The 8,928-nt window shown below is 35.4% G+C and carries 9 protein-coding genes; 7 read left to right on the top strand and 2 right to left on the bottom strand.

Going from position 1 to position 8,928, the window contains the following annotated elements:
- Positions 1-68 precede the first annotated feature (68 nt).
- On the bottom strand, positions 69-380 hold the full coding sequence (locus WAX74_RS20960; protein ID WP_413788924.1) for a DUF5658 family protein: 312 nt from the start codon (positions 378-380) through the stop codon (positions 69-71).
- A 158-nt stretch (positions 381-538) separates the two neighbouring features.
- On the opposite strand from WAX74_RS20960, the gene WAX74_RS03340 reads away from it, so the two are divergent.
- On the top strand, positions 539-1,198 hold the full coding sequence (locus WAX74_RS03340) for a Dph6-related ATP pyrophosphatase (protein ID WP_336496246.1): 660 nt from the start codon (positions 539-541) through the stop codon (positions 1,196-1,198).
- Positions 1,199-1,295: 97 nt separating this feature from the next.
- Positions 1,296-1,790, top strand: a complete 495-nt coding sequence (locus tag WAX74_RS03335) for a divergent PAP2 family protein (RefSeq protein ID WP_336496245.1) — start codon at positions 1,296-1,298, stop codon at positions 1,788-1,790.
- 129 nt (positions 1,791-1,919) lie between these two features.
- Here the strand turns inward: WAX74_RS03335 and WAX74_RS03330 are convergent, their stop codons facing one another.
- The gene (locus tag WAX74_RS03330) at positions 1,920-2,411 is read right to left on the bottom strand and encodes a YusW family protein (protein WP_336496244.1); all 492 of its coding nucleotides are present in this window, start codon (positions 2,409-2,411) and stop codon (positions 1,920-1,922) included.
- 293 nt (positions 2,412-2,704) lie between these two features.
- On the opposite strand from WAX74_RS03330, the gene ytxJ reads away from it, so the two are divergent.
- From ytxJ to WAX74_RS03305, 5 genes are all read left to right on the top strand, one after another.
- Positions 2,705-3,037: a bacillithiol system redox-active protein YtxJ gene (ytxJ, locus tag WAX74_RS03325; RefSeq protein ID WP_336496243.1), complete on the top strand. Its 333-nt coding sequence runs from the start codon at positions 2,705-2,707 to the stop codon at positions 3,035-3,037.
- A 13-nt stretch (positions 3,038-3,050) separates the two neighbouring features.
- Positions 3,051-3,875 (top strand): STAS domain-containing protein, encoded by an 825-nt coding sequence (locus WAX74_RS03320; protein ID WP_336496242.1) that lies wholly within the window; start codon positions 3,051-3,053, stop codon positions 3,873-3,875.
- A 397-nt stretch (positions 3,876-4,272) separates the two neighbouring features.
- Entirely contained in the window at positions 4,273-6,024 is a 1,752-nt protein-coding gene (locus WAX74_RS03315) for a mechanosensitive ion channel (RefSeq protein ID WP_336496241.1), read from the top strand.
- A gap of 218 nt (positions 6,025-6,242) precedes the next feature.
- Positions 6,243-6,833 (top strand): TetR/AcrR family transcriptional regulator, encoded by a 591-nt coding sequence (locus WAX74_RS03310; RefSeq protein WP_336496240.1) that lies wholly within the window; start codon positions 6,243-6,245, stop codon positions 6,831-6,833.
- A gap of 248 nt (positions 6,834-7,081) precedes the next feature.
- Positions 7,082-8,770 (top strand): choice-of-anchor I family protein, encoded by a 1,689-nt coding sequence (locus tag WAX74_RS03305; protein WP_336496239.1) that lies wholly within the window; start codon positions 7,082-7,084, stop codon positions 8,768-8,770.
- Positions 8,771-8,928 lie beyond the last annotated feature (158 nt).

The raw sequence follows: 8,928 nt of genomic DNA, 5'->3' as shown, positions 1-8,928 counted from the left end.
ACATCACTGTGGTTTTGGTACCCGGTTGGTTCGTGGTGCGGGCCACCTTAAACAACCCTGTAATATATTTAGACAAGTAAGGATATCCAGAAAAAATGTTGGAATACGACGCTACTATAGAGGAGGAGAGCTATAACCATTAAGAGTTGGATATATCTTTTGGGTGGCAGTTTAGTCATAATGTATATTAACAAGAGAGGGAGAGAAATCTTTAATATGTAAAATCCTAATATGCTAGTTTCGTATACTAAACGCATAAGTGGGTTTGCTTCAGATATATAATTGTTTCGAATTCCGAAATCGGTGAAAATAGTGTCAAAAACGGCAAGTATTAATAGGAAGATAGCTGCTTTAAATAATGTGTGATTGGAATAATACATATGCTTTGGATTCATAGTTTTTATTCTTTCCTTCCATGTGACAAGCGTAAGTTGCCCTGTGTTATTCTGTGGAAATAAGTGTTGAATTATACGTTTCCTGTAGTGTTTTTATTCAGAAGTGAGTGGTATTTTATTAAATCAAAAAGGGAGAGATTAACATGAAAGATGCATACTTTGTTTCTTCTTGGAGTGGTGGGAAGGATTCTGCGATGGCTTTCTATCGAGCATTAAAATCAGGGATGGTGCCAAAAAAGATTTTGACGATGTTTGAAGAGGATGGGGAGGTTTCTAAATCTCATGCACTCCCTATTGAAGTGGTACAAGCACAAGCAGCTCGACTTGGTGTGCCTTTAATAATAAAAGGGGCAAGTTGGAATTCGTATGAGGATCGCTTTATTGAAGCAATGGATGAATGTCGATCCAAAGGAATTACTCATGGGGTATTTGGTGATATTGATTTAGAAGGGCATTTGGAATGGGTGCAGAAAACATGTGCGAAATTAGATATTATTGCTGTGCATCCTTTATGGCAAGAGTCACGTAGATCAATTGTGAATGAATTGTTGGACACTAATTTTGAGGCTTATATTGTAGTAGTAAATACGAAGATGATGCCTGCCAAGTACGTTGGATCACGTTTTACAAAAGAAATTGTTGAAGAATTGGAAGCGGCGGGTATTGATTCATGTGGTGAAAATGGTGAGTTTCACACGGTTGTTGTCGATGGTCCAATTTTTACGGAAAGAGTTCCAGTTGAAATTGGGGATGCAGTGGAAAGAGGAGATTATGTATTTTCACCTGTTATATTGAAAGATTAAAATCTTTTTTAATTTTTATCGATTATTTATTCTTAAATAGGGTATCGTAATGAAGAAAATACATATAATCACGAACCAATGTTGGAGGTCATCACTCATGACGAAAATGAATAAAGGAATTATTACAGCGTTATCTGCAATAGGAATTGCGCAAGGATTAAAGATACTGACACACAAAAAATTAACTGGTAAGTGGGATATGAAGCAAGCACTAACGACAGGAGGAATGCCAAGTTCGCATTCTGCAGGTGTATCCGCACTTGCTGCTTATGTTGCCGCTAATAAGGGGACTCGCCATACGGAAACAGCGTTAGCCGTTGTATTTGGGGTTATTGTGATGTACGATGCGCAAGGCATAAGAAGACACACCGGGGAAATTGCGCAGTTGGTAAATGATTTGGAAGATAATATTGCGACCTTGTCGGGGAACTTTCCAAGTTTCGAATACGTTCAGCGTGAAGAGGAATTGAATGAACTGCTGGGCCATCAACCAGTGGAAGTTGCAGCTGGTGCACTGTTAGGTACAGCATTTGGTTTGCTATGTGCGAAACTGGAAAATGAACGAGATGAGCGAGTTGGTATACGTCGATAAGTAATACCTCATAAGTCAATTGGCTTGTGAGGTTTTTTGTTGCAGTAGTGTTACGGGTGCCTGGCACCAGTAACCACTTTGTCACGAAATATGGGACCATGCTCTTTATTGTGGTATTTGTATTTTTTGTTATTCTACTGATTTCGAGTATGTTTTATTGTCTCCGTCTTCAAATTCAATTTCTAATTCAAAATTTGTAAATTCATTTATTTCAAATTCATTAGTTGCGCGTTCAATGACTTCTTCTTCTCTCATTTCTTTTGTTAGTCCCATCTCTGCAAAAATAGGTTCTAACAATGCATAAGCAGCGTCACCTTGAAGATCTGTGGAAGCAGGTACGTTTTTGTATATTGCTTCGCTTCCCGAGTCATTTAGATTTACTTCTGCATGAATGGTGTTTTCGTTTTCAAGCGTACCTATATTTAAATTAAAATATTGAAATCCTAATTCGTTTGGAGAATTCTCGTTGGACTGTGATTCATCAACAGTTTCACTTTGTTGCGGGTTTGTTACTGTTCCATCAGGTGTTTCTTCTGCTGTGTCTTCATTATTGTTTGTTCCACAAGCCCCTAGTAAAAGAGTCGCCGTTATTAAAGTTGTTTTTAAAGAGTATTTGTTCATTTTAAAAAAATTCTCCTCTCAAAACTTTAAAACTCATTATTAATCTATATCCGATATTGGTTAAGTATAAACAAATATGTAAAACCTACAGGCTATTGTTACAAAAGCGTTACGGGTGCCTGGCACCAGAAACAAAAATGAAACAAAAAAATACAAAAATAATCAAATGGAAAGAATGAATGAATGAAAAGTAAGTTTAAAGAAATATTTATTTAAGTGTTTTTGTATAAATGCGATATAATGGGGTATGTAGCTAGGAAAAATAAATAAATTTGTTGGAAGGATGGGGTAAAATGTCGACTTATACAGAAATTTCTTCGATCGGTGAATGGGAAGAGCTTTTACAGGAATCGAATGAAAAGCCGTTTTTACTTTTAAAGCATAGTACAACTTGTCCAATTAGCGCATTTGCTTATGGAGAATTCAATTCTTTTGATTCGCCGGTTGATACGTTTTTAGTGAAAGTAATTGAAAGCAGAGAAGTATCGAATGGAATTGAAAGTGATTTGGGTATTCGTCATGAATCACCGCAAGCGTTTTTGATTAGCAATGGGAAAGCAGTTTGGCATACTTCCCATCGAAAGATCACTAGTAAGGAATTAGCAAAAGCAGTGGAAACTATTTAGGGAAGTGGGAAGTATGGAAGCCATATGGAAGGTAGAACAATACTTAATTGACAATGCAGAGAAGATTATCCGTGACATTACGGAGATGGCTCTTAAAAACGTAGATTTTGAAATAACAGATGAGATGCTGGAACTGGGTATAAAGCAAAATGTAGAGTTTCTAGTGTTATTGGCAAAGTCGTTTAAAGAGACCGATGAAAAGGCAGCCGAGGAGTTAATTAAGTGGAGCAAAAAATCAGGGGAACAACAAGCAGCCAATTTTGGTCGTTTTTCTACACTTATAAAGCCTTATGCCAAAAATCGCTTATTGTATTTAGATTATATTACTCAAATATCTATTGATCATGGGTTAGCAACTAAAGAGGTGACTATGATCAATAATCGAATTTGTTATTTAATGGATGTTAGTTTAACGGAGACTCTTTTTGCTTATGAAACATACCGCGATGAATTAATGTATGAGCGTCAACGAGAAATAAATGAATTATCTGCACCAATAGTACCCATTCAAAAAGGAATCGCCGTACTACCTTTAATCGGAGTGTTAGATTATCCAAGAGTACAGCATTTGTTAAACAATGTTGTGCCTACCATTCCAAGTTTGGAAATAGAGCATTTGATTATCGATTTTTCAGGAATTCTTACTATTGATAAGGAAGTTGCGCAAAATATTTTTGTTATTCATAATGTTTTAGAATTGCTAGGAATTCATTTAATGATAACTGGAATGCGTCCTCAAATATCAATGGCTGTTGTGCATGGAGGTATAGACTTTACTTCCTTTCATACATACGGTAGCGTAAAACAGGCTATAGATAGTATTAATAATAGGCAATAAAAAATCAAGTCTCTCCAAAAAAAGAGACTTGATTTTTTATTATTTCTACACCATATTTACTAGCATATGTGCAAGTAATCTTTTAATAAATTCTCTTCACTATTCGGTTGGTTCTTCGTTGTTGGCTTATGTCTTTGCTAGTTACATTCTGTTTAGACCAAGGCTAACTCCTTTTGCCATCTTGTTTCCTAAATACAAAATAAAGGCTGAAAAGCTTTATAAGATTTTCTCTTTGATTTAAGGGATAACGTTATTCAACTCTTTCTAAACTTAACACTCCTTTTTAATTGAAACTTTATGCTCAGCTCTTTTTCTGAAGTTTAAACAGTAATTTACAAGGGTAGCTAAATATTGTGCTGAAGTATGAATGAAGTATTAAAAAGGAGATGACTAATATATGAGATTTGATGATTTTTATTGGAGAAGTACTCTTTCATTTTTACCTGAGCTTTTATTAGCTTTGTTGGTTCTACTTATTGGTTTTTTCGTAGCTAAATTTTTAGAAAATGTGACATATAAATTATTACGAAAACTTCATGTCAATGAAAGGCTTGGTAATACAAAATCCAAGTGGACAGTTGAAAAGGTAATTAGTAAAGTAGTTTTTATCATTGTTTTATTGTTAGCATTTGTTTTATTCTTTAATATTTTGAATCTGAATTCTATCGCAACACCTTTTGTGTCGATGTATTCAGGTTTAACGGCTGCTTTCTTAAATGTTTTGAAGGCTGGGTTGATTTTATTATTTGCTTGGGTTTTAGCTACAGTCGTGAAAAAAGTTATTCAAGCTGCTGGAAACAAGCTTAACTTAAATAAGTATGTTGAAAAGACAGGCGTAAAAGCTAAAGAAGAGGATCAAGCAAAGTGGACGGATACGGCAGCGAATGTTACGTACTATCTTATTTTCTTGTTATTTATTCCAGCTGTATTAAGTGCTCTTGGAATAGATGGATTGAGCGGACCTTTTGAAGGAATGGTTGCTAGTTTCTTTAACTTTATTCCTAAGTTGATATCTGCTGCTATCGTTTTTGTGATTGGTTGGTTTGTAGCGAAACTAGTTCGTAATTTACTAGAGAAGTTTTTGCAATCTGCAGGAGCAGATCGATTAGCAGATAAATTAAAGATTTCATCATTTTTTGAAGGTACAAGCGTTTCAAAAGTTGTAGGAATTATTGCATTTGTATTAATTATGATTCCTGTTACTATTTCTGCATTGGATATTTTAGATATAGAAGGAATTTCTGCACCGGCCATTGCTATGTTAAATGATGTATTGGCAATGCTTCCTAAAATTGCGATTGCTATATTGCTAGTTTTAGTAGGGATTGTAGCAGCAAGATGGGTGAAGGATATTGTCGTTTCATTACTTGAAAAACTCGGTGTAAATTCAATTTTTGGTAAAATGGGATTCACATCAACATCAGGAGCTGCTCCTTCATTTGCAACATTGCTTGGAACAGTCGTTCAAGTAGTAATTATTTTATTGTTTGTTGTGGAAGCACTCCAATTATTAGAGCTAGAATTCATGGTTGTTTTAGCTACTGGTATATTTGCTTATTTACCATCCGTTATCGCTGCTATTATCATTTTAGCAGTAGGATTTTGGTTGGCGAACCTCGTTGAAAAGCTAGTTGGTAGTTTAATGAAACATGCATCAGGCACACCGCATTTCTTACGTTATGTTGCAAAATATGCAATTTTAGCCTTTGCATTCTTTATGGCTTTAGACCAACTAGGTATTGCTGCTTCTATTATTAACTCAGCGTTTATCTTAATATTAGGTGGCGTTGCGTTGGCATTTGGCTTGGCATTTGGCCTTGGAGGACGAGAGCATGCATCTCGTTACTTAAGTAAAATGGAAAGAAGCCTAGAAAATGCGGAAGTAACGAAGGAAAATTATAAAGTTCAAAAAGAATCAATGAAAGAATCATTCAAGGAGAATTTCAAAGGTCGTACACAAGCTGAAAAGAGTCTACAAGGAACAAGACCACATGTAGATGAAGTCAATCCAGTAAGCGATAATGGGGTTGGAAATTCAAACAGCGGAGTGGGGCCTGGCGATACGGGGTATAATCTCCCTTCTACCGATGATTTGTATCCTTATGATGATCTACCTCCAACGAATGAACGACCAGATAAGAATAAATAATGTACCGATGAAAAAGCTCTGGCAACAAACTGCCAGAGCTTTGACCATAGATTGAGATAGAATTGTTACAAAATTGTTGCAGGTGCCTGGCACCAGTAACAATAACTTAATATAATTTTGGAAATTATTATATTAAAAGAATTTACTGTTTAATTAGATTCTTATATACTTAAAGGATTGGGTATAAGAAAAGATATGTAAATTGAGGTGTTTTTTGTATGGCAAGAGGTAGAAAAGTAGATTCTGATGGGGAAGTGACTAAACGCTTGCTCCTAGACATAGCAATTGAGCAGTTTGCTGAGTATGGTTATCATGCTACGAAAATAAGTGAAATTGTAAAAAAAGCTAATGTCACTCAGCCTACTTTTTATTTGTACTTTAAAAGTAAAGAAGTTATTTTTCAGGAAATAACAAAAATTTTCCAAAAACAGCTAATTAATTTAACATCAGAAAGCCTTTTAGAGGAATATATAGAAGAGAAATCATTAAAAAAAGAAATACAATCCGGTTTAACTAATATATTTACCTTTTTCTTGGAAAATCCTTTATTAACCCAAATTGGGTTTTATGAAGCTGAATCAGCTAGAGAAATGAAGAAGAACATGGTAGAACAGATAACAGAAAACTTAGAAACAGAAAAAAAGTTGGGGTATTTTTCTGAAGATTATCCAATGAACCTAGTCGCAGAAAGCCTTGTTGGATCTATTGAAAGGTTAACACTCAATGAAATACTAACTGGAAGTAGTAGCCCTGCTGACATTGCAAAAGTTTTAGTGGATGTTTATTTTTCTGGCATTCAAAAAAAATAGAGAACAATAGCACACTTTAGTCAAAGAGAGAAACCTTTGATGAAAGTGTGTTTTTTTGTTTTCAGGGACAGTGCCAGCCTTCTTGCTATGGTTTGTTACAAGTTCATTTCGGGTGCCTGGCACCAGTAACACATTTGTAACAATAGCAGCTGTTTTCTATACAGAAACAATACAAATTATTAACGATAGATTAATAGTATGTGGTTACACTGAATCTCTAAGAGAAAATTTTTTAGGGGGAATGAAAGTTGAATATTAAAACTAAGTTAATTACTGGAGTTACTGCGGCAAGTATTTTATTTGCGGGAAGTCTACCTTATAATGTTATTGCGAAAGAGCAAAGTTCTTTTGTGGAGTATCGATCTGATAATTTAAAGATTTCCCAGATTGGGCAATACGACAGTAAATCGGGAATTGGTGGTACGGAAATATTAGCTTATGATGAATCCTTGAAAAAGGCTTTCGTAACCAATGGAGCAAAATCAGGCATCGACATTCTTTCTTTTAAATCACTTAAGTCTGATAAATTTACAGAGTTAAAATTAGAAAAACGCATTCTTTTAAAGGATTTTGGAATTGAAAATGTAGATGATATTACAAGTATTGCAGCACACCCTACTAAAGATTTGGTTGCAATTTCTGCGGTGGCTAATCCGAAAACCGATAAAGGGTATATCGTTTTTATTACCAAAGCGGGAAAATATTTAAATAAAGTGCAGGTTGGCTCCTTACCTGACATGGTCACTTTCACACCAGATGGATCGAAAGCGATTGTTGCGAATGAAGGAGAGCCAAGTACTGATTATAAAGTGGATCCAGAAGGAACAGTTTCTATAATTGATGTGACGGTGACACCAGATAAATTTAAGGCGAATACGTTGTCTTTCCAAGGTGTACTACTAGATGACAAGGTGCGTGTAAGTTCTAAAGGAACTACTCTTCAACAGTTAGAGCCAGAATATGTGACGGTATCGGAAGATAGTAAATTTGCTTATATTTCTATGCAAGAGAATAATGCAATTGCGACTGTAGATTTAACTGCAGAAAAGATTCTACACGTGAAAGGTCTTGGAGTGAAAGACCATTCCATTGTTGGAAATGAACTTGATGGTAAACGTGATGACAAAACTAACATTGAGCGACTACCACTGCTAGGTTTATATATGCCTGATGCTATCGATACTTTTACTTCAGGAGGCAAAACATATATTTTAACTCCGAATGAAGGAGATTCACGAGATTACGAAGCATACTCCGAGGAAGCTGAAATTGGTGACATTGCAGATAAAATTAAATTAAAAGCAGAAAACTATGCAGGCTTTACGCAAGAAGAATTAGATAAAATGGTAGCAGATGGTCTTTTAAATGACATGAAGAAAACAAAGGTAACGATTGAAAATGGGCTGGCAGCAGATGGAACATATGAAGCTTTATATTCATACGGCGGTCGTAGTTTCTCCATTTTCGATGCTGAATCAATGGAACTTGTATATGATAGTGGAAATGAATTTGAAAAAATTACCGCAGAAGCAATGCCGGAAGTTTTTAATACCGATAATGAAGAAATTGCATACGATAAACGTAGTTCAGCAAAAGGTCCAGAGCCGGAGACAGTAGTAAGCGGTATGGTAAATGGGAAGAAGTATGCCTTTATCGCGTTGGAACGCGTGAGCGGAATCATGGTGTATGACTTAACAGTCCCGTTTGAACCAGAATTTGTCCGTCTTATTTCAAGCAGAGATTACAGCGAGGATATTAAAGGGGATGTTTCACCAGAGGGACTTCGCTTTATATCAGCCGAAAATAGCCCAACTGGACACGCTCTTCTAGCTGCTACTCATGAAGTATCAGGTACAGTGGCTGTATATGAATTAAAAGAAGACGTATTAAACAAGAAACCTACATTAAAAGAGAAGAAAGATAAAAAGAAAAAATAGTAAATAACAGAATATCCTAAGAATAAGAACTTGCCCCTCAAGATAGTCTAAATTATCTTGGGGGTATTTTTTGTTCTCTTTTATGAATTGTTACAGTGGTGGTGGTGTGTTGAGGCCACCCTAAAAACAAAAAAAAAAAAAAACAAAACAAAAAAAAA

Source organism: Psychrobacillus mangrovi, from assembly GCF_037104765.1.
GTDB lineage: Bacteria > Bacillota > Bacilli > Bacillales_A > Planococcaceae > Psychrobacillus > Psychrobacillus mangrovi.
The sequence above is the reverse complement of the archived record's forward strand: the minus strand, read 5'-3'. Positions and strand labels throughout refer to the sequence as shown.

Bases quoted from the DNA above. Each gene is read 5' to 3' on its own strand.
- WAX74_RS20960 (WP_413788924.1), bottom strand. From the start codon at position 380: ATGTATTATTCCAATCACACATTATTTAAAGCAGCTATCTTCCTATTA.
- WAX74_RS03340 (WP_336496246.1), top strand. From the start codon at position 539: ATGAAAGATGCATACTTTGTTTCTTCTTGGAGTGGTGGGAAGGATTCT.
- WAX74_RS03335 (WP_336496245.1), top strand. From the start codon at position 1,296: ATGACGAAAATGAATAAAGGAATTATTACAGCGTTATCTGCAATAGGA.
- WAX74_RS03330 (WP_336496244.1), bottom strand. From the start codon at position 2,411: ATGAACAAATACTCTTTAAAAACAACTTTAATAACGGCGACTCTTTTA.
- ytxJ (WP_336496243.1), top strand. From the start codon at position 2,705: ATGTCGACTTATACAGAAATTTCTTCGATCGGTGAATGGGAAGAGCTT.
- WAX74_RS03320 (WP_336496242.1), top strand. From the start codon at position 3,051: ATGGAAGCCATATGGAAGGTAGAACAATACTTAATTGACAATGCAGAG.
- WAX74_RS03315 (WP_336496241.1), top strand. From the start codon at position 4,273: ATGAGATTTGATGATTTTTATTGGAGAAGTACTCTTTCATTTTTACCT.
- WAX74_RS03310 (WP_336496240.1), top strand. From the start codon at position 6,243: ATGGCAAGAGGTAGAAAAGTAGATTCTGATGGGGAAGTGACTAAACGC.